The sequence below is a fragment of the Chitinophaga sp. 180180018-3 genome (genome assembly GCF_037893185.1).
Taxonomy (GTDB): domain Bacteria; phylum Bacteroidota; class Bacteroidia; order Chitinophagales; family Chitinophagaceae; genus Chitinophaga.
Map to the genome: position 1 here is coordinate 2,019,941 of NZ_CP140772.1, position 26,730 is coordinate 2,046,670.

Annotated in this window: 18 protein-coding genes; 14 read left to right on the forward strand and 4 right to left on the reverse strand. The window is 47.7% G+C overall.

Going from position 1 to position 26,730, the window contains the following annotated elements:
* Positions 1-12: 12 nt before the first annotated feature.
* From UNH61_RS08250 to UNH61_RS08260, 3 genes are all read right to left on the reverse strand, one after another.
* Positions 13-603: a TetR/AcrR family transcriptional regulator gene (locus UNH61_RS08250; RefSeq protein WP_326991604.1), complete on the reverse strand. Its 591-nt coding sequence runs from the start codon at positions 601-603 to the stop codon at positions 13-15.
* A gap of 48 nt (positions 604-651) precedes the next feature.
* Positions 652-1,359, reverse strand: a complete 708-nt coding sequence (gene pepE, locus UNH61_RS08255) for a dipeptidase PepE (protein WP_326991605.1) — start codon at positions 1,357-1,359, stop codon at positions 652-654.
* A gap of 63 nt (positions 1,360-1,422) precedes the next feature.
* Positions 1,423-2,358 carry a serine hydrolase gene (locus UNH61_RS08260; RefSeq protein ID WP_326991606.1) on the reverse strand — a complete coding sequence of 312 codons (936 nt, stop codon included), beginning with the start codon at positions 2,356-2,358 and terminating at the stop codon, positions 1,423-1,425.
* 191 nt (positions 2,359-2,549) lie between these two features.
* Between UNH61_RS08260 and UNH61_RS08265 the strand changes: the two genes are divergently transcribed.
* The 14 genes from UNH61_RS08265 (at position 2,550) to UNH61_RS08330 (ending at position 25,127) form a co-directional block, all read left to right on the forward strand.
* A complete protein-coding gene (locus UNH61_RS08265; RefSeq protein WP_326991607.1) occupies positions 2,550-3,134 on the forward strand; it encodes an RNA polymerase sigma-70 factor in 585 nt (194 codons plus the stop codon).
* 89 nt (positions 3,135-3,223) lie between these two features.
* A complete protein-coding gene (locus tag UNH61_RS08270; protein ID WP_326991608.1) occupies positions 3,224-4,399 on the forward strand; it encodes a FecR domain-containing protein in 1,176 nt (391 codons plus the stop codon).
* A 247-nt stretch (positions 4,400-4,646) separates the two neighbouring features.
* Positions 4,647-8,048 (forward strand): TonB-dependent receptor, encoded by a 3,402-nt coding sequence (locus tag UNH61_RS08275; protein ID WP_326991609.1) that lies wholly within the window; start codon positions 4,647-4,649, stop codon positions 8,046-8,048.
* A 12-nt stretch (positions 8,049-8,060) separates the two neighbouring features.
* On the forward strand, positions 8,061-9,680 hold the full coding sequence (locus UNH61_RS08280; protein WP_326991610.1) for a RagB/SusD family nutrient uptake outer membrane protein: 1,620 nt from the start codon (positions 8,061-8,063) through the stop codon (positions 9,678-9,680).
* A gap of 29 nt (positions 9,681-9,709) precedes the next feature.
* Positions 9,710-10,735: a hypothetical protein gene (locus UNH61_RS08285; RefSeq protein WP_326991611.1), complete on the forward strand. Its 1,026-nt coding sequence runs from the start codon at positions 9,710-9,712 to the stop codon at positions 10,733-10,735.
* Positions 10,736-10,747: 12 nt separating this feature from the next.
* On the forward strand, positions 10,748-13,393 hold the full coding sequence (locus UNH61_RS08290) for a hypothetical protein (protein ID WP_326991612.1): 2,646 nt from the start codon (positions 10,748-10,750) through the stop codon (positions 13,391-13,393).
* Between the two features lie 185 nt (positions 13,394-13,578).
* Complete coding sequence (locus UNH61_RS08295) at positions 13,579-15,129, forward strand: alpha-L-arabinofuranosidase C-terminal domain-containing protein (RefSeq protein WP_326991613.1); 1,551 nt, start codon at positions 13,579-13,581, stop codon at positions 15,127-15,129.
* Between the two features lie 141 nt (positions 15,130-15,270).
* Positions 15,271-16,944 (forward strand): ribulokinase, encoded by a 1,674-nt coding sequence (locus tag UNH61_RS08300; RefSeq protein ID WP_326991614.1) that lies wholly within the window; start codon positions 15,271-15,273, stop codon positions 16,942-16,944.
* A gap of 7 nt (positions 16,945-16,951) precedes the next feature.
* Positions 16,952-17,650 (forward strand): L-ribulose-5-phosphate 4-epimerase AraD, encoded by a 699-nt coding sequence (gene araD / locus UNH61_RS08305; protein WP_326991615.1) that lies wholly within the window; start codon positions 16,952-16,954, stop codon positions 17,648-17,650.
* 11 nt (positions 17,651-17,661) lie between these two features.
* Positions 17,662-19,137, forward strand: coding sequence for an L-arabinose isomerase (gene araA / locus UNH61_RS08310; protein ID WP_326991616.1), 1,476 nt, complete (start codon positions 17,662-17,664; stop codon positions 19,135-19,137).
* Between the two features lie 61 nt (positions 19,138-19,198).
* Positions 19,199-20,863: a sodium/solute symporter gene (locus UNH61_RS08315; protein WP_326991617.1), complete on the forward strand. Its 1,665-nt coding sequence runs from the start codon at positions 19,199-19,201 to the stop codon at positions 20,861-20,863.
* A 79-nt stretch (positions 20,864-20,942) separates the two neighbouring features.
* Positions 20,943-21,659, forward strand: a complete 717-nt coding sequence (locus UNH61_RS08320; RefSeq protein WP_326991618.1) for an NUDIX hydrolase — start codon at positions 20,943-20,945, stop codon at positions 21,657-21,659.
* A gap of 133 nt (positions 21,660-21,792) precedes the next feature.
* Entirely contained in the window at positions 21,793-23,766 is a 1,974-nt protein-coding gene (locus UNH61_RS08325) for an alpha-L-arabinofuranosidase C-terminal domain-containing protein (protein ID WP_326991619.1), read from the forward strand.
* Positions 23,767-23,966: 200 nt separating this feature from the next.
* Positions 23,967-25,127, forward strand: a complete 1,161-nt coding sequence (locus UNH61_RS08330) for an aldose epimerase family protein (RefSeq protein ID WP_326991620.1) — start codon at positions 23,967-23,969, stop codon at positions 25,125-25,127.
* Positions 25,128-25,252: 125 nt separating this feature from the next.
* Here UNH61_RS08330 and UNH61_RS08335 read toward each other — a convergent pair whose 3' ends face one another.
* The gene (locus tag UNH61_RS08335; protein WP_326991621.1) at positions 25,253-26,719 is read right to left on the reverse strand and encodes a RagB/SusD family nutrient uptake outer membrane protein; all 1,467 of its coding nucleotides are present in this window, start codon (positions 26,717-26,719) and stop codon (positions 25,253-25,255) included.
* Between the last annotated feature and the right edge of the window lie 11 nt (positions 26,720-26,730).

Here is a 26,730-nt window from a genome sequence, read left to right on the forward strand (position 1 = left end):
ACAGCATCCCCGCTAAGGCCGCAACGCTTTCATGACCTGCTGAAAGGTTGTCTTCAGCAGGTCTTTCGTAAGCGAAAAAGGCTGACCCGACATACCTGCATTTTCGAGGTGAAACCTCATCAACGTGTAAAAAGTGCCATATGCCAGTGCCCAGAATATCTCTGTAGGCAACTCCACGATCTCTTTCTTTGCCACGGCATTCTCAACAAATTGCCGCATCATTTTCCGGAAATCATTTTCCTGCGTAGTATCCTGCTTCTTGATCAGTGGAGAACTCCGGAGCTGTTCCCAGAAATAATGGTGCATCGGATGTTTCAGTATAAATTTATACCGGTTCCGCCATTGCAGCCATAACCCGGTTTCAAAATCCAGGTCGGCATGGAAATCCTTTAAGGTTTCCTGTACAAACATCTCAGCGGTATAAGCATATAACTGGTTGAGCAGATCCTCCCGGTTCTTGAAATAGATATAAATAGTAGACACCGAAATACCAGCCGCTTTGGCCAGTTTGTGCATACTCAGTCCATCGAAACCTTCATGAACAATCATTTCTATAGCCTTCTCGCGGATGGCAACAGCTTTATTTTCATCTTTTACACGCATGGTGCAAAGATAAAAGAATGATTGTTCTTTTATAGTGTTGTCAGAAATTTATTTCAGGGCAGCAAGAGAACTGCCTGCCGGCAGCTCGTAGGGCTCTTTCCCGGCTTCAAATACCCGGGCACTCCCGTTGCCTTCCAGTGTGAGGGAGCCATCTTTGCGGTAAATCCAGCTGCCTTCTCTTAATCCCAGTACAGGTGTATTGTTTTGGGTATGGTATTCCCGTATACGTGTTTCCCTCGTTTCTCCCATATGCTGGGAACCGGCAACCGGATCCTGGTAATGGGGATTGATATTAAAAGTAAGCAGGCCCATGGTCGCGAAACTGGGTGGATATACGATGGGCATATCGTTGGTGTTTTGCATGGTCAGGCCGCCTATATTACTCCCCGCGCTGCATCCCATATAAGGGGCGCCGTTCTTCACTGCTTCTCCCAATACCTCCATCAATCCCAGCTCATGCAATTGCTTTACCAGCAGGAAAGTATTGCCGCCTCCCGTGAAGAAACCCTTTGCGGCTTTTATGGCTGCCACCGGATCGCTGAAGGTATGCAGTCCACGTACTTTTATGTTAATGCTCCCGAAAGCTTCCGTAGCGCGACTGGTGTAATCATCGTGCGAAATGCCGCCGGGCCTTGCAAACGGAATAAATATAATCTCATCGATCCCTGCATACAACGTTTTCATGGATGGTTGTAAGTAAGCCAGGTACGTTTCTCCAAACAGCGTGGAGGTGCTTGCCAGTATAAAATGCATCATATCCGAAAATTAAGCAAATGTAGGCCAAATAAGGATTTAAAAAGACAAGCGCGCGTTGGTGGTCTACTGCTGTAATCTTTCCAGTATTTTCTTCCCGTTGGTATTATCGGGGTTGAGCGTGATGGATTGCTGGTACATCCTGATGGCTTCCTGCCGCTGGCCACTCTTTAACAGGGCTTCTCCATAACTGTCATAAGCATTCCAGCTATCCGGGTAAATCTCCGTCACCAGCTTGAATACGGCGGTGGCTTCTTTCAGCTGCCGGCTACTCATCATCCGGTAGGCCCAGTCGTTCAGATCTGTTTCCGATGCGTTAAAGCCCGGATGCACTTTTTGCAGCTCCCGGTAAACCGGTAAAGCGGGATCAAAGCCCTTTTTCCTGAGTTGCATACGCAGTGTTGTTATCGGGTCGGCAGCCGGAATGTCCGGATTATAATATCCTGCCAGTTCATCTATGAAGTCCTCCGGATAAGAACCTGCCATGTTGGTCAGCACTACAATGGCCAGATCATCGTTCGGATACACGAAGAATGCTGAACGTCCGCCACCGGTGGCGATAACGGCACTATGACGGGGGCGTGGTTTAGTGACCCAGCCCAGCGCCCATTGTGTGGGCGTGCCATTGTTAAAGGTACCGGGCGTCCAGAGCCGGGTAAGAGATGCCTTCGAAGTAAACAGTTTGCCTTGCTGCAAACTGATGATCCAGTTGGCAACATCGCTGGCTGTGCTATTCAGGCCAGTGGCCGTGCGGCGGCTGGGGGCAACCTCTGCATAGTTCATCACCAACGTGTCGGCAGGCAGCTTTCGTCCATCCATATACGTTACATACCTGTATCCCTGTATCATATTTGGGATCACATCTCTGGAATCGCCAAACACAGTTTCCTTCATGCCAGCCGGTTCGAACTGTTTCTCTTCAAACACCCTCACAAACGGCTGATGGCTGTATTTGTCGATGATCTTTATTGACGGTGAGTTTTCAATCGATGAGGGCAGCATTGGCCAACCCGGTGAAGAGTTTGAAGGAGAGTTGAGAATAGGGCATGAAGAAATTGCGCGAAGATCTTAGTGAATAATACTATTATTCGCTAAGATCTTCGCGCAGTTTTTTAATTCTTCATCCCCTATTCTTAATTCTTTTATTATTTTCGTTTTGGTTGGACCATTACAAAATCTCTTCCACGGTATACATGAGCATATATAATGAAAAAGAACTATTCCAAAAAATAGCCGACGGAGAGGAAATTGCTTTCAGACAACTGTTTCACGAGTATAATGCCAGGCTGCTACCATTTATTTATAAGATATGTAAGTCGGATGTGATTGCCGAAGAATTAGTACAGGAAGTTTTTCTCCGGGTTTGGGTGAATCGCCGTGAACTCGCGGATATGGAGAAACCAGCGTCCTGGATCTTTCGCGTGGCATCTAATCTATCTCTTTCCTACCTCCGGGCACTATCGGGTAAAGAACGTAAGCTGCTGAATATTGATGCCGCACCTGAGCCGCCATCAGAAAATATGTTGGAGCAACTTACTATGAAAGAGCTACAGCTGCTGATAGAAAAAGGAGTGGCACAACTGCCGCCCCGGCGCCAGCAGATCTTCCGCCTTAGTCGTCAGGAAGGCCTTAACCATAAAGAAATTGCAGATAAACTGGAGCTGTCTCAGAATACAGTGAAAGATCAATTAGTCATTGCACTGAAGTTTATCAGGGAATATATTCACCGGGAGTGGGGCGGGCTGGTACCTGTAATGCTGCTGATCAGCGCACTTTAAAAAAAAATATTTTGTTGGAACAGTCCTTCTGTTATATTCCTGCGTTTTATTAGAGGTAGGCATTTATTATCACCTAAAATCAGACCGGCTTGACTAAAGAACGGATGCAGTATTTGCTGGAGCAATACATGGCTAACAGACTGTCCGGCGAGGAACGCACAGCATTCTTTGATGCATTGGAAAACGATCCTCAGCGGGAGGTGCTGGAGCTTACTTTGCAACAGATGATGGAGGAAGCGCCGGTAGACCTGCATTATGAGCAGGAACGCTGGGAAAAGGTAGTAAATACAGTTATTGCTACGCCGGCTAAACAGCCAGTAAGGTCGCACAGGGTATTCAAAATCTGGCGCATGGCTGCCGCTGCAGCAGTATTGGTGATAGCGTTGCTGGCTGCCTGGATATTGAGGAACCACGCAGGTTATTCAGCAGGTACGGAGCAGGAAAGCCGGGAGCTGGCTTCACATACACAAGTGAACTTGCACAGGCCTGCGCCTACGCTGAAGCTTTCTGATGGTACGGTGCTCGCGCTCGACACGGCCGCCAATGGCGTGCTGGTGAAACAGGGAGGGGCAGTAGTAGTAAAGAGTAGTAATACATCCTTGTCATATAAAGGGAGTGATACAGATCAATCAGTAAACTTTAATACGCTTTTTACACCCCGCGGATGCCAGTATCAGGTCGTTTTACCTGATGGCACCAAAGTATGGTTGAACACTGCCAGCTCGCTTAGGTTCCCGGTAGCTTTTACTGGTAACGAACGTACAGTGGAGCTAACAGGAGAAGGATATTTTGAAGTAAGCACTCAGCCTCATCAACCATTCTTTGTAAAGGTGAATAATCTCCGCATCGCGGTGCTGGGTACACACTTTAATATAATGGCCTATACCGATGAAACGGCCATTCGTACAACCCTGCTGGAGGGCGGAGTAAGATTAACAGCCGCCTCTGGTGAGGTAACACTGAAGCCCGGCCAGCTGGGAGCACTGACCAAATATGGTAAATTGGATGTGACAACGTTAACAGACCCCGAAGCTGCTATAGCATGGAAAGAAGGTTCCTTCCGTTTCGATAACAACGATATAGCCGGTGTCCTGCGCCAGCTTTCACGATGGTATGATGTGGAAGTCATCTATACCGGAAAGATTCCTGACTGGCATATTACCGGTAAGATGGAAATGAACCTTACGCTCCCGCAGGTATTGCAGGTACTGGAACAAAGTGGTTTAAAATATCACCTCGAAGGAAAAAAATTAATTGTCATGTAGCGCATTATCACGTGTCATGCGCATCGATATAATAATGAAACAATGATAGGTACCACGTTATACAAAGAAAGTCCGCTCAGAAAAAGCCTGGAGTGTTGGTGACACTTTAGCTATACGAGGGCTCAACCATTCACAAATATTTCCACTTATGAACTGACAGCTGTCAGGTTTAAACAATTGTAAAATTATGTTTTTGATGTCTTTGTTAAAAGGCAGGTTATCCTTTTGCCTTTTTGTCAACAAAATCATGTTGAGAATGAAACTCGCCTCTTTTTTGATCCTGATTATCTGCCTGCAGTCGAGCGCCAGGGGATATTCACAAACGGTTACACTGAAGGAACGGAATGCAGATCTCAAAACAGTATTGGAGAAGATCGAACGCCAGACGGGATATCATTTTGTATATCGCGGCGAATGGTTCGATAATATTCCTCCCATAACGGTTGAAGGACATAACATGTTGCTGCAACAGGCGCTGGAACTGTGCTTCAACAAACAACCGTTCAATTGGGTAATTGTGGGCAAAACAATAGCGCTCAGGCAGCTGTCTGCTGCCCGCGAATTTCCGCCAGTTACGCTGCAGGGGAAAGTGACGGATGAGAATGGTGCTCCCATACCTGGCGCCAGCATACGCCTGAAAGATGCCCGTGCAGGAGCTGTTTCTGATGCTAGCGGTCATTATTCACTGCAGCTGACAGGTAACGCCGGGGTATTGATATTTACCTGTGTCGGATTTACGACGAAAGAAGTATCGTGGAAAGGTGCACAGCAACTGGATGTAATACTGCAACGCCAGAGTACCGGTCTTAATGAAGTAGTGGTGGCAGTTGGTTATGGTAGTGTGAATAAACGCGACCTTACCGGATCCGTCGCCAGTATCCGGGCGGATGGTATTGTCCAATCCAAGGCAACATCTTTCCAGGAAGCTATACAGGGTAAGCTGGCCGGCGTTCAGGTTTCGTCTACTTCCGGAGAGCCGGGGGCTGCTGTAAATATATCTATAAGAGGCGCTAATACTATTTTCGGAGGTACGAGCCCGTTATTTGTTGTAGATGGTATCCCATACGACGCCAATCCCGGAGAAATTGCTACCGCCAGCATAGGGAATGGCGGTGCATCCAATCCGCTGGCCACCCTGAATCCTGCCGATATAGAATCGATTGATGTATTGAAAGATGCTTCGGCAACAGCTATCTATGGCTCACGGGGCGCCAATGGAGTTGTAATCATTACAACGAAGTCCGGAAAATCCGGCCAGGCCAGGATAGACTACGACGGTAGCGTGATGTTCTCTTCTGCTACCCGTAAGCTGCCGGTACTGAGTGCCAATGAATACCTGAACTATCGCAGAATTGTGTCTCCCAACAGTATATTGTTTTATAGAGATACCAACCGCGACGGGATATACGGTGACGATGGCGATGAACCGGTGAATCTCGACTCGCTGTCGAAGCACGACTGGCAGCGGGAAATATTGCGAACCGGAACAACCCAGTCGCATAATATCAGCATCAGCGGAAAAAAGAACGGAACCTCTTTTGCTGGTGGCGTCGGTTATCTCAACCAATCTGCCATCATAAAAAACAACGACTATCAACGATATAATCTCCGGTTGAAAATAGATCATGAACACGGCCGTAACCTGAAACTCGGACTGAATGCAAGTACGGCCTTCAGTGAGCTGAATGGCGCTACTCAAAGCGGTGGCGGAGATGCCTTGTTTAATGGTGTTGTACAGAACCTCGTAATATCGAAACCGGTGGAGTTCTATGATCCGCTTTGGGATAGGGCAGGCCGTTATATTTCGCCGGTTACAATGATCGATAACGCCTACAAAAATGTTTCTGTTATACAAACGAATATGAGTGGTTATGTGAATTATAAACTGGCAGAGGGCCTTTCCCTCAATGTTTCCGGAGGAGGAATACTCACCAGTTCAAAAGGGAAGGAATTTTACGGGAAACTTACCAGCTGGGGAGCTGGCGACAATGGACTGGGAATTATCCAGGAACAGCGTGCTTATTCGCTCTATAATACCAACCAGCTGTCGTATGAAAAATGGTTTAATAAAAACCATTACCTGAACACCATGATCGCCTTCGAAACAAATAGGTATAACTACGAATTCTTTTCCCTGCAAAAATCCAATTTTGCTGACGAATCAACAGGCATCAACGATATCAGTAAAGGCACCAATGTAAAGTCTACCGGATCATACCGGGATGTGAACAAACGTCTCTCTTACTTCGGCCGGGTTAATTATACTTTGTTGACAAAGCATCTGTTCACTGCTACACTGCGTGCCGACGGTTCTGATAAGTTCGGGGCTGGAAACCGTTTTGGCTACTTCCCATCTTTCGCTTACTCATGGCTTATGTCCGAAGAGTCCTTTATGAAAGCGCAACAAATTTTCAGCAACCTGAAACTAAGACTCAGTTACGGACAAACAGGTAACGAACGTATCACCTCATATAGGTATCTGTCGGCGTTGGAAAATGCATACTATGGCGGCGATCTGGGACTGGCGCCGGCTTCCAGGGCTAACCCGGATCTGAAATGGGAAACTACCATACAATACAATGCCGGTATTGATATGGGATTCCTGAATAATCGTCTGGAAGTAAACCTGGATGTTTACAGCAAAAGAACCAAAGACATGCTGCTGCCGGCTTATGTTCCCTCTCGTACTGGTTATACCCAGCAATGGCAGAACCTCGGAAGAGTGGATAACAACGGAATAGAATTACATATTTCATCAAAGAACATTGATCGTAAGGATTTTACCTGGCAAACTGATTTCAATATCAGCAGTAATAAAAATGAAGTAAAAGATATCGGGAATATAGGCTTCATTCCTGTTACAATGGGTGGCGGATGGATACAGGATGTAGGAAGGGTGTCCGTAGGACAACCATTAGGAACAGCCTATGGGTATGTGTTTGATGGTGTATACCAGGTCAGCGATTTTACCTGGCAGGATAACAGCGACCCCTCTATCCCGCACGATAAAAGGGAATATAAATTGAAAGATAAACAAATTCAGGTCGCCGGTGTAAACGTACGGCCCGGGTCATTCAAATTCAAGGATCTGAATCATGATGGTGTAATAGATTTGGATCATGACCGTACTACTATCAGCAGAAGCCAGCCAAAGTTTTTCGGTGGACTTAACAATACTTTTCGCTTCAAAAACTTTGATCTCAATATATTTCTGGAAGGATCTTACGGTGCGCAGGTATTCAATGAATCCCGCTACCAGCTGGAAGGTGGAGTGCTCGAAACCTGGATGAATATAACGAAGGATTTCTTTTATAACCGGTGGAGTATTGATAATCCTACCAATAAATACGGCGACTTCGGAGCACTTAATAAAACTGCCATGCTTGCTTCCAGTTATTATGTGGAAGATGCCTCTTATCTGCGTCTTAAAAATCTGTCAATTGGCTATCGGCTGCCTGCTTCTTTGATCCGGAAAAAAGGAATATCAGATGTACGTATTTATTTCACGGGTACTAATCTGATTACCTGGACTAAGTATACGGGCTACGATCCGGAGCTGAATTCCGGCAACCCATTATTGCCGGGTTTCGATCGCATTTCTTATCCAAGAGCAAAATCTTTCGCATTCGGATTGAATGCTTCATTTTAATTCCAATCTACTATGAGAATAGCTCACAATATTTGTCTTTTATCACTGTGCGTGTTAGTAAGCAGCTGCAAAAAATATCTTGATACTAAACCTTACTCTTTTAATACAGTGGAAAGCCTGTACAAAACGGCATCAGATGCAGAGCTGGGCCTAACAGGCTGTTACAGCATTCTGAATGCAACCTCAATACAAGGTACAGGATTTGGTGAAACCTTTGCTGTGGCTATGCCATTCATGTTGAATGCAGGAACAGATGAACTGCTTACACAGGATGGATTTACCAATCCTAATTATGCCCCCTTCGGTACACAGGGAATCACCAGCCAGAATGAAACAATCCGGAATAATTGGTTTTTCCTGTTTGCGGGTATCAACCGCGTTAATTACCTGCTCGAACAATTACCGGGGACATCAGTGGATGAGGCCAGGAAAAAACAGATGACAGGGGAGGGGCACTTTTTGAGAGGACTGTTATATGCCTATCTGGCAATGGAATATGGAGGTGTACCTGTTTATACGTCGTCGGTACAAAAGCCGGAAGTACAACGGGCAACTTTGAAAGATGTGTATACCCAGGTGATATCAGATCTGCAATTTGCTTATCAGTCATTACCAGACAAAGCTGCTTTACCTGGCAGAGCCGGCAAATGGTCGGCTGCAGGCTACCTGGCAAAGGTCTATGCTTATCTGGCGGCTTGCAAAAAAAACAATGTGGGGCAAGACCTGAACAGTGCCCTGAATAATTTCAGTTGGGTGGATGCTGATAATATGTATAACCAGCTGAAAACTCTTACAACAGATATCGTTGGTAACAGCGGCTATAAATTAACCGCTCACTATGACTACCTCTTCAGGGAAACTACCCGCCAGGCACAGGGAGAAGAAAGCCTGTTTACAGTGAGAGGAAGTACCAGTTCCGTCAATGGTAATTATAATCTCTGGCTTTTCTGGCAGATTCCGATCGGTAGCAGCTTAGCTGGCGGCGGATATGGATGGTTCAGGCCCACAGGAGAATTGTTCTTTAAGTACAATGCCCTTGATATCCGCAGGACACAAAACCTGACCTTACAGGTAGATCCCGCAGGAAATTCAGAAACAATAGAAGGACTGAGATACTTTGTTCCGCTTCCCTGCACCGATCCGCGTAACGGCAATTATTGCGTTGGTAAATTCAGATACAGAGACCCTGCAACCAAGGCCATTTCCCAGGCCTGGTCTGATGGTGATATTTTACTGCTACGTTATGCAGATATCTTGTTGTTACGGGCCGAAGCACTTTATTATACGGGAGATGAGACCGGCGCAAGAAGTTTGTTGAAACAGGTGCGAGCCAGAGCTGTGGCGGATCCGGGCAATGTAGACATATTGACGGGCGCATATTTTAATACTGATTTCATTACTGAATTATTGGACGAACGGTCGAGGGAACTTTGTTTTGAAGGATGGAGAAGAATGGACCTGATACGCTTTGGCCGGCTGGGAACAGCGCTCAGTAAGCTGAGCAACGACAAAGGCCGGTGGAATACGATTGTACCACAGGTACAGGCAAATTGGAAGCCATACAGGATATGGTTCCCTATACCTAAAACTGAAATAGAATTAAGCCCCCTCGAGCAAAATCAGGGGTACTAGAAACTATATCATCTTCCAAAAAAAACGTTATGAGAACTACCAAAAACTTCATCTTATCGGCGTCGGTGCTGCTTTGCAGCATTTTGTTGGGTGCCTGTACCAAACAAGAGCAAACGGGATGGGGCTGGGAAAAGCTCCAAACAGGAACCAATGTAAAAGTGACTGCCAACGGCCTCACCACCCCTGTCAATTTACTGACGGACGCTGATTTCCAGAAAGGCTTCAATGTGTTGCATCCAACCACCGGAGCAGTACAGGGACCTTTGCAATACACCACAGCTAATGGTACACCGGTATGGAACCTGGCACAATGGTACAGTGTTTCCAGCATCTATGGTGCAACTCCTGTTGTGCTGGGCTCGGGCTCTACTCAGTTTGCCAATCCATATAAGGCAGTGACCCTGGGCCCACTCACCTCTACAGATCACAGCCTCATTTTCGCCATCAATGGCCAAAGCGAATTTAACAATGTCTACAGAAAGGCCAGTGATCCATTCCCTGCACTATTGGCAGATCTGAAAATTGCAGACCCCGACGGATGGTTGGGTACCACTACTCCCTTTATTGGCGTGCTGTCGTCTGTTCAATTTAGTATCGATGCATTATTGCAATACCATAACCGTAACCAGCAACCTGGATACGATTCAGCTATTCACGCTATTCAGTTCAGCTGCACTTTCCTGATCCAGAACCTGCGCCAGGGAAATCCCGGCTATGGCAAATCAATGTATTTCCTCGTGATGCTGTTCGATGACCGGTATCCGCTGCCAGGAAAATCTGTATCAACCGACTTGTTTACCGGAAAACTAATCTACGATGTAGGCTTAACACCATTCTCCACCAGCGGTCTCACCGTCGGACAATGGAAAACGGTCTCCGGTAATCTTCTTCCGCTCATCAAAGACGGACTTAATGAAGCCTGGAGCCGGGACATATTGACCGAATCACAAAGCTATAATGATTATAAGATATCTTTGTTCACCATGGGATGGGAGTGTCCTGGTCTGAACATAGGCACTATGCAGGTCAGGAACCTGAGCCTGGTCGCAAATTAATTACCCGGTTTTATGAAGGATACATTGAAATTATTTGTCTGTTTAGCGCTATGCGCCTGCAACAGCAGCCGTCAGCTGGGACGACAGGCAAAAGAAACCATTGCTGTGTCCCTGGTAGCCGATAGCACCTTTGGCAATGGAATCATACTAAGAGGAACCAACTCAGGGAACCCGGTTACCAGTGATACATTTAAACCATTCAGCGATGCACTTGGGCCTGCCTGCTGGATGCTTTCCGAATGGGGAAGTTCGCATCCGCTGCGCACAACAGTTGCAACAAGAAATGATACCTCCGTTTCTTACAGTAATGAAGGGAAAAAAATTACATTCAATAGAAGTGAGAACGGCACCGGGATAGAAATGGAAATATTCACATCCAGGGAATTCCACGCAGCGCGGAAATCCGGGGAAGACTGGCCTCACCTGTTGCTGGAGCAGGAGCTTAGGCCACAACTGAGGGTGGATAGCATAACTTCCCTCATGCTGAACCTGAATGCCCGACTGATGTATTGTAATAACAGGATGAAGTCGCAGGAATTTGATCCCAAAATACATACAGCGCAATTTTCATTATACCTTGCAGTGAATAACCGCAACAGGAATTCTCCGGGATACGGTGATTATGTATGGTTCGGTGTACCCCTGTACGATTATCGCTATAAACATATCAATCTTTATAAAGCAAAAGATGTTGGGAAGGCCGATGCTACCGGGAGATTCATATACAGTATAGCGGGCCGCAGTGCGTATCAGGGAAGTTTCCATGATCAGGACTGGAAGCATATTGCGAAAGACCTCTACCCCGAGATCCGGAAAGCCTTTGAAACAGCCAAACATAACGGCTACCTGACAGCATCCTCCTGGGAAGATATGTATATAACGGGAATGAATATAGGATGGGAAGTACCCGGCACTTTCGATGCAGGGTTACAGCTGGAAGGATTGTCGCTGGTGGCTACCGTGAAACCTGTGTTATTAAAAGTAAGGATAAACGGCACACCAGGCCGGGACTGTGATTTTGCAGGTAACAGGGCTATACAGGATGCATTAGAAAGCATCCATGATGCCTCCCCTGCTAAACCGTATGTTATTGACGTGGGGCCTGGTGTTTATAAAGCTTCGCAACCGGATGACTTTAACAGTAAGGGAAGTAGTACCGGCAATTACGCATTTATCCGCGGAAAGGATGATGTGTCATTGAGAGGTATTAATAAAGACAGTGTTATTGTCCGCGGTCAGTTGCCAGATAACCTGGGGTCTTCATTTCCCTATGAGAGTTACCAGACTGTTTATTGGAATGCCCGATCGGGAAGTATCAGTAACATCACTATTACAGCAAAAAATATCAGGTATCCGGTACATATCGACGGAGGAGCAACTGGTTTGTCTGGCGCCCATATACGGCTGGAACATGTTAATCTGCTCCATTATGGCAACACAGGGAATGCCACCCGTTGGAAAAGCTGGCACCCGCTTGGACTTGGAATGTCGGAAGGCCAGGTGGTTGAGGTGGTATCTTCATTGTTGCAATCGCCATCCTGGCCTTTGTATATGCATACAAATGGTGATTTTAAAAGAGCTTCAAAGCTGTTATTCAGTAATTGCTGCTTTGAGGGAACAGGTGCATCAAAGCTGCTGGCCTGTTTTCAAAGCCTGGGAAGCCATCGCGAAGATATGATCAGACTGGAAAACTGTACCTGGAAAAAAGGATATGTTATGCAGGCGGATGATGTGCCATATTTATCTGATCGTAAAGAAGGGATACACTATGATCATTGTGATTTGAAAATCACCGGCCGCGGCAATGGTCCATTTCTTTGGAGCCCCTCCTTTCACGGACAAGTACTGAAAATCATATCACGGGCAGCAGAAGGAGGGAGTGTGATGGTGGACACCCTGAGTAGTGCATACAAAGTTATTATGCAAGGCCCGGAGGAAATAGGGCGTCAGACGCTGGCAGCAGGTGAGGTGTTAGCAGGTGGATACGCCAGCCGGAAGGGAATGAATGCAGTAAAGGCCTATGCAAGAGGATGTGTAGATGTAGAGGATATGCCAGATATGAAAAATCGCTACAACCGGTCGTTGGGCAAGCGGTTGGGAAATTGTTCCCAACAACCGAAGATATTGGGTATCATGATTGATGGCAGGAGATATGAAATAATATTCAGTAAAGATTACGCAGGCCCCGGTGCACTCAATGATACTATCCCGCCTGCTTTCAGCAATGAAAAAATATTGGCGGATATCCGGGAAGCCATTGGAAACGTAGCCGATATTGCTTTGTGGTCTGCCGGCAACAACTACTATCCTGCCTTCACAGATAATATAAGTAACGGCACCGCAGCCGAACTGATCAAAAAGGGAATGGTAGTACAAATGAACAGCAACCGGCGATTGATACCTGCGATGCCCGGAACCGGGAATATCCTGGGAGTGGCCCTGGACGATATGCTGCCGGGTGAAACAGGGAGGGTATTGACAAAGGGTTATCTCTCCACCAACAACCAGCAACCCTTCCACCTGCTGCTGAGCGATAAAACCCGGATAGAAAAAGGTACGGCACTCAAAATAAGTCCTATACCAGGCATACTCACCATCTCCGATACCGGCGGTCTTTTTCATGCAATAGAAGAAAACCTGATAGAAATAAGGAACTAAGAATGGAGCGATTAAGTACCCCGGTGGGCCGCAGTAAGTAATCGCATTACTCGCTGCGGCCCACCGGGGTGCTTAACCCACGCTCCAAAATATTTTTTCCCATTTTAATTGTTAATTTGACAATTATTTTGTTCTTTTGAACTACCGCTCAGGAATCAACCCTATGCCGGTGATAAATCTTCGTTATGAAAAAACAATATCGATACATCCGTACGGGTATTCTCGGACTCCTGTTGTCTGTACAGGCGGCTCAGGCTCAGAATACGGTTACTCTCAAGCCAGGGGCCGGTGCTCCGGTTATCAACCGTAATATTTACGGGCACTTCGCTGAACATCTCGGACATTGTATTTACGATGGTTTTTATGTGGGAGATACTTCACGTATTCCCAATACCCGTGGCGTACGCAACGACGTGATCGCTGCCCTCAAAAAAATGAAAATTCCTTTGCTGCGTTGGCCCGGTGGCTGTTTTGCAGATACTTACCATTGGAAAGACGGCATCGGGCCGAAAGACAAAAGGCCCACTATTGTTAATACCTGGTGGGGAAATGTAACAGAGAATAACAGCTTTGGTACACACGACTTCCTGAATATGTGTGAAGAACTGGGCGCAGAGCCTTACCTGGCGGGGAATGTGGGAAGTGGCACCGCGCAGGAACTGGCCGATTGGGTGCAATATGTCAACTTTGCAGGCAAAAGCCCTATGTCTGACCTCCGCAAAGAAAACGGCCGCCAGGAGCCCTGGAAGGTACGCTTCTGGGGAGTAGGCAATGAGGCCTGGGGCTGCGGTGGTAATATGCGCCCTGAATATTATGTAGACCTCTATCGCAAGTATGCTACTTTCATGCACAGCGAATGGAAAAATGATCATCTCTTCAAGATTGCTTCCGGCGCTAATTCCGGCGATTATAACTGGACGGAAGTACTGATGAAGAATATCCCGCGCCATATGCTGGAAGGTGTTGCGCTCCATCACTACGCGGTCATCGACTGGAACGATAAAGGTGATGCTGTCAATTTCTCTGAAAAACAATACTTTACCACTATGAGAAACGCTTTGTTTATGGATACACTTATCCGCAAACACTCCGCTATCATGGATAAATACGATCCCGAAAAGAAAGTGGCGCTGGTAGTAGATGAATGGGGCGGATGGTACAATGTTGAGCCGGGCACCAATCCGGGTTTCCTTTACCAGCAAAATACCATGCGCGATGCAATGATCGCCGGCGCTACGCTGAATATCTTTAATAATCATGCCGACCGGGTACGCATGGCCAACCTCGCACAGGCCGTCAACGTATTGCAATCCGTTATTCTCACAAAAGGCGATAGCATGCTGCTCACGCCTACCTACCATGTAATGGAAATGTACAATGTGCACCAGGATGCTACACAGATACCGGTAGATGTACACAGTAACGACTATACGTTTAATGGTGATAAACTGCCGGCTGTAACTGCCTCTGCATCGAAAGACAAGAATGGGGTAACACACATCTCCGTCGTAAATATCGATGCCCATAAGGAACAAACTGTTACGCTCGATACACGCGCGGAAAACTACAAGTCCATCAGCGGCCGGATCCTGGCTTCTGCCAATCTGCAGGACTATAACAGCTTTGCACAGCCGGATAAAATCAGGCCCGTTGCATTTAAAGGCGCTACTTTGAAAAACAACATCATACAAGTAAAGCTGCCGCCGTTTTCTGTAGTTGTATTGGAACTTAAGTAAGCAATCCTGATACGGATAATGACACGGCGGCCGGATCATCAGGCCAGGTGATTGTTTCGCCCCCTGAACCTGCCTGGTACTGGTCGCCTGTCATTGTCCATTTTTTTATCTCTTTTTATAAGTGTCATATTAACAATAAATATGAAAGAAGCATATGTCATTGGTGTGGACTTTGGCACCGACTCTGTCAGGTCTGTTATTGCAGATGTGCGGAATGGCGCGGAAATAGCATCGTCGGTATTTCATTATCCCCGCTGGAAAGACGGGCTTTATTGCAATGCAGCACAGAGCCGCTTCCGGCAACATCCACTCGATTACATAGAAGGACTGGAAGCTTCCATCCGGCAATGCCTGCAACAGGCCGGGCCGGTAGTTACGGCAGCCGTCAGGGCCATTTCCGTGGATACCACCGGATCTACACCGGTTGCTGTGGATGAAACAGGAACTCCCCTGGCACTGACTCCTGGCTTTGAGAACAATCCCAATGCCATGTTCGTACTTTGGAAAGATCATACTGCTATTAAAGAGGCTGCTGCCATAAATGCTACCGCGGCGGGTTTACCGGAAAACTACCTGAGATTTGTAGGAGGGATCTATTCCTCTGAATGGTTCTGGGCAAAACTACTGCATATACTTCGTGCAGACGAGGCCGTTAGAAAAGCCACCTGGTCGTGGGTGGAGCATTGCGATTGGATACCCTTTCTCCTCTCCGGAGGCCGGCATGCCAGCCAGCTGAAACGCGGCGTTTGCAGTGCCGGACATAAGGCATTATATGCTGCTGAGTTCGGAGGGCTGCCACCGGATGCATTCTTTTCGGCAATAGACCCGCTGTTACAGGGATTTACCCAGCGGCTTTTTTCTACTACATACACTGCTTCAGAAGCGGTAGGTACCCTGTGCCCGGAATGGGCCGAACGACTGGGACTACCTGTCAGCGTAGTGATAGGAGTGGGGGCTTTCGATGCGCATATGGGCGCCGTAGGCGGACAAATAGAGCCCTATCACCTCAGCAAGGTAATGGGTACTTCTACCTGCGATATGCTGGTAGCGCCCCTGGAAGAAATGAAACATAAGCTGGTAAGAGGTATATGCGGGCAGGTGCCAGGTTCCGTGATACCGGGCATGATGGGCATGGAAGCCGGGCAATCAGCATTTGGAGATGCCTACGCCTGGTTTACGAATGTGTTATCCTGGCCACTGAAGCATGTACTGCCTTCGTCCGAACTGGTAGATGCGGCCACCGCCGATCGACTGGTAAAAGACACTACCAGCCGTTTACTTACCAGCCTTGCTCAACAAGCTGCCCTGATTACGCCGGATGAAAACAGTGAACTGGGGATCGACTGGCTGAATGGCCGTCGTACGCCGGATGCTGACCAGTCGCTGAAAGGCACCTTAACCGGCCTTAACCTGGCTACCGACGCTCCGCGCCTTTTCCGCGCCGTTGCAGAATCAACCTGCTTTGGCGCTAAATCGATTGTAGAACGCTTTGAACGGGAAGGCGTACCTGTTAAAGGTCTGATTGGTATCGGAGGTGTGGCGAAGAAGTCTCCCTTTATTATGCAGATGATGGCAGATGTAATGAATATGCCGATCCGCATACATCGCTCTGAACAGACCTGCGCACTGGGTGCCGCCATGTTCGCCGCCACCGCTGCCGGCCTGTTCGAAAAGGTAGAACTGGCAATGGATCAGATGGGACAGGGCTTTGAAATAACTTATTACCCCGATGTACAACGGGCCGGGATATACGAAAACAGGTATCAGCGGTATAAGGCACTGGGGGCATTTACTTCTACTCTAAACGTCGACTGATCTCTCTATGCAACGATATCAACATATCCGGCAGGAAGCATACGAAGCTAATATGCAGTTACCTGCGCTGGGCCTGGTACTCTTCACCTTCGGCAACGTTAGCGCCGCTGACCGCAGCCTGGGTGTTTTTGCCATCAAACCAAGCGGGGTGCCATACAATGAACTATCTCCTGAGAAAATGGTGATAGTGGATTATGAAGGGAAAACAGTAGAAGGGCCATTGCGCCCTTCTTCTGATACACAAACACATGCTGTACTCTATAAACACTGGGAGCATATAGGTGGAATTGTACATACACATTCTACCTACGCTACGGCCTGGGCACAAAGTCTTCGTGATATACCCATCTACGGTACCACTCATGCGGACCATAATACCGTAGATATTCCCTGTGCACCTCCAATGAGCGATGAGATGATAGCCGGGCAATATGAGTATGAAACAGGATTCCAGATCATGAATGAACTGGCCCGCAGAAGCCTCTCTTACGAAGATGTAGAGATGATCCTGGTTGGCAACCACGCTCCGTTTACATGGGCTAAAACCCCGGCCAAAGCGGTGTATAACAGCGCGGTACTGGAATCAGTAGCACATATGGCATACCTGACCGAACTGCTCAATAAAAATGCGCCACGACTGAAAGATGCGCTGATAAAAAAACACTTTGAACGTAAACACGGTCCCGGTTCATACTACGGACAATAAACCAATACAACATGATTCAACTTAAAAAATTAGAGGTCTGGTTTGTAACCGGTAGCCAGCATCTTTACGGCGAGGAAACGCTCAGACAGGTGGCAGCGCACAGCCAGGAAATAGCAACATCGTTACACAACGATAGCCGTATACCCGTTAGCGTTATATACAAACCGGTGGTGAAAACCCCGGAAGAAATATATGCAGTGTGCATGGAAGCTAATGCAGCTCCCAATTGCATCGGTGTGATAACCTGGATGCATACCTTTTCACCGGCCAAAATGTGGATACGTGGGCTCAAAGCCTTGTCTAAACCAATTTGCCACCTGCATACCCAATATAACAGAGACATTCCCTGGGGAGAGATAGACATGGACTTCATGAACCTGAACCAGAGCGCTCACGGCGACCGCGAGTTCGGATTCATGATGAGCCGCATGCGTATTAACCGCAAAGTAGTCACCGGGCACTGGCAGGATCCGGAAGTACTGGAAGAACTGGGGGGATGGGCCAGAGTGGCCGCAGGCTGGCACGACTGGCAGGGCGCCCGCTTTGTTCGTTTCGGAGATAACATGCGCTACGTAGCCGTGACCGACGGCGATAAGGTAGAAGCGGAAGCTGCACTGGGCTTCTCCTGCAATACCCACGGGATCGGTGATCTGGTACAGGTGATCAACGCCATTTCAGATAAAGAAGTGGATACACTGGTGGCAGAATACGCAGACGCCTATACGATATCAGCAGCCTTATTAAAAGATCCTGCCCTGAAAGATGCTGCCAGAATTGAACTGGGCCTCAAATTATTTCTGGAAACCGGTAATTTCAAAGGCTTCTCCGATACCTTTGAAGACCTGCACGGCATGGTGCAGCTCCCAGGGATTGCTGTACAACGCCTGATGAAAGCAGGTTACGGCTTTGCCGGGGAAGGCGACTGGAAAACTGCTGCCCTGGTAAGAGCCATGAAAGTAATGGGCAGCGGACTTCCCGGTGGTAACTCTTTCATGGAAGACTATACCTACCACTTCGATCCTGCCAACCCACTGGTACTGGGCTCTCACATGCTGGAAATATGTGAATCCATCGCCAACGGAAAACCATCCTGCGAAAAGCATCCGCTGGGCATCGGCGGTAAGGCCGATCCGGTACGCCTCGTGTTCAACGCCGCCGCAGGACCAGCTATCAACGCTTCCGTCGTAGATATGGGCAACCGTTTTCGCCTGCTCGTAAATGAAGTGGAAGCAGTAGCCCCCCCAAAGGATTTACCAAAGCTGCCGGTAGCCCGCGTGCTCTGGAAGCCATACCCCGACATGAAGAAGGGCTGCACCGCCTGGATACTCGCCGGTGGCGCCCATCATACCTGCTACAGCCAGAACCTCACGGCTGTTCATATGCAGGACTTTGCAGATATCGCCGGTATAGAGCTCGCGCTTATCGGCAAAAACACCGATCTGCGCGAGTTCAGAAATGAACTCAGATGGAATGATGCAAGCTATTAAACTTCGTATAGCCGGCCCCGGAGCCGGCTATACGGCTAACCGCTAAAAGCCAACAGCTGATATGCTAGATGTCCTCGTTTTTATCACTTACTTCCTGATCGTTTCCATTTATGGTTACTGGATTTACAGGAAAAAGAAAAAATCGTCCACGGATACAAAAGATTTTTTCCTCGCGGAAGGCTCCCTCACCTGGTGGGCCATCGGAGCTTCTCTTATCGCCTCCAACATCTCCGCCGAACAGTTTATCGGTATGAGCGGGGATGGCTTCTTCGTAGGACTGGCCGTTGCCGCCTATGAATGGATTGCCGCCATTGCGCTGATCATCATCGCCGTGTGGTTTATTCCCATCTACCTGAAAAATAAAATATACACGATGCCGCAGTTCCTGAAAACGCGGTATAATGAAACAGTGGCGCTGATCATGGCCGTTTTCTGGCTCTTCCTGTATGTATTCGTTAATCTGACCTCTATCTTATACCTCGGAGCACTGGCTATTAACGGCCTTTTAGGCGGTCAGTACCTGCATGTGGTAATGATTGCATTGTCCATTTTTGCTGTGTTTATTACCCTCGGTGGTATGAAGGTGATTGGTTATACAGATGTAATACAGGTGAGTGTACTGATCATAGGCGGACTTGCCACTACCTATATGGCCCTCACCCTGGTGAGTGAGCAATTCGGATTAGGACACGATGCCATTGCCGGATTTAATGCATTGATGAAAGATGCCCCCGATCATTTTCATATGATTCTGGCTAAACCCACCGCCGCTTCTTCTCAGGAATATATCAATAAGTATCTCGTGTTACCAGGTATCCTGATGTATGCAGCCGGACAGTGGATCGTGAATCTCAACTACTGGGGATGTAATCAGTATATCACACAACGCGCACTGGGAGCTAATTTGCAAACAGCGCGTACAGGTATTCTCTTCGCAGGCTTGCTGAAGATCATGATGCCTGTTATTGTGATGCTGCCAGGTATCGCTGCTTATGTGCTGCATAAGAATGGTCACCTGCCCGGACTTGAGAACAAAGATGGCGCTTATGCTGCCATACTTGGCTTCCTCCCTTCCGGTCTGAAAGGACTTTCCATCGCGGCTCTCACAGCTGCTATCGTTGCATCGCTCGCAGGTAAGGCCAACAGCATCTCTACCATCTTCACGCTGGATATTTATCATAGATACATCAGCAAAGAAGCTGACGAATCCCGCCTGGTTTGGATAGGCCGCATTACGGTGGTAGGTGCCATGTTACTGGCCATCCTCTTTACCTGGAACGATCTGCTGGGTATTGGCGGTGCAGGTGGATTTACTTTTATTCAGAAATACACCGGGTTTATCAGTCCGGGTGTGTTTGCCATGTTCCTGCTGGGCATGTTCTGGAAACGCACTACCGGCGCGGCTGCCGTAGCTGGTATCATCACCGGGTTTACCCTCTGTGTATTCTTCAACCAGTTTGCACCGGCAGTAACCGGGCATGAAACGATCTTCTATACTGCCTATCCGAATGGCAAAGGCGGTTACGAGATTCCTTTCCTGATCTGTATGGGCCTCGCCTTTATGTTTACCATGATCGTGATGATCCTGATCAGCCTTGCCGGTCCTAAAGTAAATCCCAAAGCATTTGTATTCGATAAGGGAATGTTCAGGATCAGTCCGGCTACAACCGTATTAATCGTAGTAACCCTCTTGCTCCTTTCAGCGCTGTATATACGGTTCTGGTGACGCATAACCCTGAAGAGATGGTAAAGGATGATTATCTTTATAACAACTCTTCAGGGTTCATCTATAATAAATTGACAGCTTGAAAAGATATTCGCAACAAACCAGGTTATTATTTGCCGTAGACTGTATCATTTTCGGATTCGACGGACAGGAATTGAAATTATTACTTATTCAGCGCGGCTTTGAGCCTTGTAAAGGAAAGTGGAGCCTGGTAGGAGGGTTTGTGCAGATGGATGAAAGCGCGGAAGGTGCTGCCAGTCGCATATTGCGTAACCTGACCGGACTTGATGGCCTGTACATGGAGCAATTGCATACCTTCAGCGCTCCCGATCGTGATAGTGTGGAACGTACCATTTCTGTTGCCTACTCCGCGTTGATAGATATTCAGAAATATAAGCAACAGCTGGATGAAGATTTCCATGCAGTGTGGTTTCCCATCAATCACCATCCCGATCTGATCTTCGATCACAAAGCAATGGTAGACCTGGCCAAGGAAAAGCTGCGTTACAAAGCCGCATTGCATCCATTGTTGCTGGAACTGCTGCCAGGGAAATTCACTATCCCGCAACTGCAGCACCTCTATGAATCCGTTTATAATACTTCCTTTGACAAAGGAAATTTCAGCCGTAAAATCCTTTCTACCAAATTACTCGTGAAGCTTGCCGATAAAGATAAGTTGAGCTCAAAGAAAGGAGCCTTCTATTATAAAGTGGATCGTAAGAAGTATAACGCCAATTTTCATGCATTCCTCAACTTTGTACCTGATCCTCACGTATTGCAGAAGAATATCCGCTGACGGGATTAAGAATATTTAAAAAGTTAGCTTAATTTAGTTACATTACAGTTAACGTTTGACAGTAGCGGGAGATGTGTTCCATAAGAGCACTTTTTTTATTTAGAATAATATAATTGTTAAATTGACAATTAAAATGATTAAAAGAACACTGTTGTCTGTATTAATGGGCGTATGCACTACATCGTTAGTTGCACAGCAACCACTGAATCTCGTTGTAAAAGTCAATGAGGTGAAAGCGCCGGTGTCGCCCAACATGTGGGGAATATTCTTTGAAGATATTAACCTCAGCGCCGACGGAGGCATTTATGCAGAACTGGTGAAGAATCGATCGTTTGAATTCAACTGGCCGTTGATGGGCTGGGAGATACCGGAAGATGTGAACCGCAACGGGCAGATCCTGATCGTAAACCGTCAGGAAACCCATCCTGCCAACCCCCGCTTTGCGAGGATAACAGTAACGGGCACACGTAGTTTTGCTATCGACAACGAAGGCTTTCGCGGAATGGGTATAAAAGAAGGAGAACAGTATAATTTCTCCCTCTACGCCCGCCAACAGGGAACTATACCGGTGAAAATCACGGCTACCCTGATAGACAGTACCGGTCATGAAATTGGAGGTGCTGCCATCACCGCCGAAGGGCGCGACTGGCAACAGTATAAGGCCAGCTTTACCGCCACTGCCACTACACCTAAGGCTAAGCTGCGGATAAGTTTCAGCGGCCCCGGCGTTATTGACGCAGATATGATTTCGCTCTTTCCCCAACATACCTGGAAACAGCGCAGTAACGGTTTGCGGGCCGACCTGGTACAGCTGCTGGCGGATCTCCATCCGGGATTCCTCCGCTTTCCGGGAGGCTGCATAGTGGAAGGCAGGGAGCTGCAGAACCGCTACCAGTGGAAGAAAACCGTGGGCGACGTAAACGAACGCACCGTCATCATGAACCGCTGGAATAATGAGTTCGCGCATCGCGCTACGCCTGATTATTACCAGTCGTTCGGCCTGGGCTTTTTTGAATACTTCCAGCTGGCGGAAGATATCGGCGCTTCTCCCTTGCCCATCCTTAACTGTGGCATGGCCTGCCAATTCAATAGTGGGGAAGTGGTAGCCCTGAATGAACTGGATCCATACGTACAGGATGCACTCGACCTCATCGAATTCGCTAACGGCGACGTAAGTACGAAATGGGGAGCACTGCGGGCTAAAATGGGACATCCGGCTCCTTTTAATCTTCGTATGATGGGCGTAGGAAACGAACAATGGGGACCACAATATATTGAACGCTACACGGTTTTTGCAAAGGCTATTAAAACAAAGCACCCGGAAATCAGGCTGGTAAACAGTGTTGGGCCATACCCCGGCGGGGAATTATTCAATTTCCTCAACGATACCCTCCGGAAAACTGGCGCCGATATCCTCGACGAACACTATTACAGCTCTCCGGAATGGTTCCTGAAAAATGCATCGCGTTATGATCACTACGACCGGAAAGGACCGAAGATCTTCGCTGGCGAATATGCTGCCCATGCTAAAGGAGTGGGCAATGCTGATAATAAGAATATCTGGCAATGCGCACTGGCAGAAGCCGCTTTCATGACAGGCCTGGAACGCAATGCGGATGTGGTGGTGATGGCCTCCTATGCGCCGCTGCTCGCACATGTAGACGGATGGCAATGGGCGCCTGATCTTATCTGGTTCGATAACCTGCGCGCTTACGGCACTCCCAATTATTATGTACAACAACTATATGCCCGTAATAAAGGCACCGCTGTTGTACCTCTCCTGAATAACGATAAGCCAGTTGCCGGGCAGGACAGCGTATATGCTTCCGCGGTAGTAGATGATCCGAAAGGAGAACTGGTGCTGAAAATTATCAATGCCGCTGCCAGCCCGAAACCCGTTACTATTGCTGTGAATGGCATAAAAGGATGGGCCGGTAAAGCCACTCAAACGGTGTTGAGGAGCAACAACCTCCAGGCCGTCAACTCATTGGATCAGCCTTCATATATATATCCCGTGGAAAAGAGTATAGATGTGAAAGGAAAGGCAATACAGGCCGAAATAGCACCCTGGTCGTTTTACGTTATCCGCGTGAAAATCAGGAAATAACCTGTGCTGCCCAGTTGATCACCGGCTGCAGAACCCGTTTCTGCAGCCATTTTTTATGAAAAGACAGTATAAGGCCGCAAACCGCCCAATTGTGAATGAATTGTAAAATGTTAAGCTGGGAAGAAAATGTTTGCCTTTAACAGGAATATCCCGATATTTAATGACTCTTTTTTCACACAATACCCAAAAACGTTATGGCTATGAACACTAAGGCGCTCACAGCGCTTTTGATCTCAGGCGGTTCCCTGTTGGCATCCTGCAACAATGGGAAGTCCGCGAAGCATGAGAACAAAGATTCCACGGAAACTGCAGCAACAAGCCCTTCTTCTGCCAAACCGGCTAACTTCGGTAATGCAGATGGACAGGACGTTTTGCAGTACACACTCAGGAACGCAAACGGAATGGAGGTGAAATTCCTCAACTATGGCGGCATTATTACCGACATCATCACTCCCGATAAGAACGGGCAGAAAGGTAACGTAGTATTGTCGTACGATTCCTTGTCCGGCTACCGCCAGAAAGGCCAACCCTACTTTGGCGCCCTGGTAGGCCGCTACGCCAACCGTATCGCCAACGCAAAATTTAAGCTCGACGGTAAGGAATACACGCTGGCGGCTAACGATCACGGCAACACGCTGCACGGTGGTCTGAAAGGTTTCGACAAAGTGGTATGGGCAACTGAACAGGCGCCAACCGACACGTCTGTAACATTATCGTATGTAAGCAAAGATGGGGAAGAAGGATATCCCGGTCAGCTTACTGCTAAAGTAACCTACACGCTGACTTCAGACAACGCACTGAAGATCTATTATGAAGCTGCCAGCACTAAGCCAACTCCGGTAAACCTGACCAATCACTCCTATTTCAATCTGTCTGCCGGTAAAGACAGCACCATTCTCGGACATGAGCTGACGCTGAACGCCGGCAAGTACACTCCGGTGAATGATAAACTCATTCCTACCGGTAAACAGGATCCTGTAAAAGGAACACCGATGGATTTCACCACCGGCAAAAAAATAGGTGCTGATATCGACAAGGTAAAAGGTGGCTATGATCACAACTTCATCGCCGACGGGGCATCCGGCGAGTTACGCAAAGTCGCTACTGTATACGATCCCACCAGCGGTCGTGTAATGGAAGTGCTTACCACCCAGCCAGGTATCCAGTTCTACACCGGCAACTTCCTGGACGGCACGCTTACGAATACACGTAACGGGCAAAAATACGTTCAGCACGCTGCGCTTTGCCTCGAAACCCAACACTTCCCTGATTCTCCGAATCAGCCATCCTTCCCGTCTGCTATCCTGAAACCAGGTGAGACGTTTAAGGAAACAACCGTGTATAGGTTTTCTACTAAATAACAGCTGATAATTAAGAATTGAGAATATAGAATTAAGAAAGAGAGCGGAGATAGTAAACGTGAATATTTAATCCGCGTTTACTATCTCCGCTCTCTTTCTTAATTCTATATTCTCAATTCTTAATTCTAGAAATTCGGGTTCTGCACCAACACGCCCTTACTCCTGTCTATTTCCTGCTGTGGCATTGGGAAATAATAGTGCTTGGGACGGTTGAACTTACGGCCTGTACCACCTCTGGCGATGACACTACCATCATAGGCAAGTTTGGGCATGCTGTAGATGGAAGCGATATCAACCAGTTTGGCTTTATCCCAACGGATCAGATCCTGGTGGCGTTCGTTTTCTCCGCAGAGCTCTACACGGCGCTCGTGCATGAGTTCTTTCATGCCGGCATTGGCTACCGGAGCTAATGTGGCAGAGGCTCTGCGGCGAACAGCATTGATTTCTGCATCGCCGGCTCCTGCGCCTTTGCTCCTGATCTTCGCTTCTGCTACCAGCAGATAAATATCTGCAGAACGCATTAGCGGCGTTTTAAGCGAGTAATCAAGACCGCCTGATGGTTTCCATGCACAGAACTTTTTATAGTGGTATCCGCTCCAGGACGCATCTGCCTTATAAGTTGCAATACCTGTTCCTATATCTACCTGATCTCCGGGCTGCATGATACAGATATTCTTGCGGGGATCGCCGGCTTCGAATTCATCTACCAGCCCTTTGGTAGGGTAGAAGAAGCTCCAGCCATTCCAGTTACGTGGGGCATGATAGGTAATGAAATCAGAGTAACCATTGCCATCCACTGTTTGCACGGCCAGCAGCATCTCGGAATTATTACCGGTAGCTACTTTGAAGTTGTCTGCGTAATTAGGTGCCAGTGCATAATTGGCATTGGTAGTTACTTTGCTGCCGAACTCAATGGCCTTATCCATTTTTTCCCAGTTCATGTACAGCTTGCAAAGTAATGCCCAGGCAGTTCCCTTGCTTACACGGCCTTTGTCGCTACTGCCATAGCTCTCCGGCAGCTGATCGGCTGCTGCCAGCAGGTCGCTTTCTATCTGCGCGCGAAGTTGATCGGCTGGTACTTTAGGCTTGGTGTAATTCGCTTTCAATACATCGTCTTCTGTTACCATCGGCGCATCTCCATAAACAAGCAACAAACGCCAGTAGGCGAAAGCACGGAAGAAATGTGCTTCTCCCAAACAACGGTTTTTAATAGCCGGATCTATATCTGTTATTTTAGGAACATAGATCAGTACGTTATTAGCACGGTTGATGGTTTCATATTTCCATCGCCAGCCCACTCTTACACTGTAGGTAGATGGATCATAAGTAAAGGCTTCTATAGCTGCATCATAGTCATGATCACCGCCTCTTACCTGGTCGTCTGAACAGTTATCGAACACAAATTCATTGAAGCCGGTGTAATCTTCTTCCAGCAAAATGTTATAGATACCAGTTACGCCATCTACGGCATCACTCTGATTCCTCCAGTAGTTGCCGGAGGTGTAATAACCTTTCGGCTGCACATCAAGCACGCTTTTGCAGGAGGCAAACATCAGCGCAGATGCTAACAATATATTTTTGATCTGTTGCATGGTTGTCGGGT